A 255-nucleotide genomic window follows, 5' to 3' on the forward strand; every position below is an offset into this window, starting at 1 on the left:
GAGTGATCTATACCACCAATGCGATAGAGTCGCTAAACAGCGTGATTCGGACAGCGGTGAATAAGCGTAAGGTGTTCCCATCTGATCAGGCAGCATTCAAAGTGGTGTACTTAGCAACCCAGCAGGCATCCAAAAAGTGGTCGATGCCAATCCGTAACTGGACGTCTGCTTTAAATCGCTTTATGATTATGTTTGATGACCGTATAAGCAGGCATTTAATCTAAAGGGCAGTTACACAGAATTCGGGATGGTCTC

Annotated in this window: 1 protein-coding gene; it reads left to right on the forward strand. The window is 45.5% G+C overall.

Features of this window, described 5'->3' with window-relative positions:
- Nucleotides 1–224, forward strand: a 224-nt coding sequence (locus CXF69_RS00650; protein WP_145990565.1) for a transposase, incomplete at its 5' end; no start/stop codon positions are given.
- Nucleotides 225–255 lie beyond the last annotated feature (31 nt).

Origin of the sequence: Psychrobacter sp. Choline-02u-9, assembly GCF_002836505.1 — a bacterium.
In the GTDB taxonomy this organism is placed as follows: domain Bacteria; phylum Pseudomonadota; class Gammaproteobacteria; order Pseudomonadales; family Moraxellaceae; genus Psychrobacter.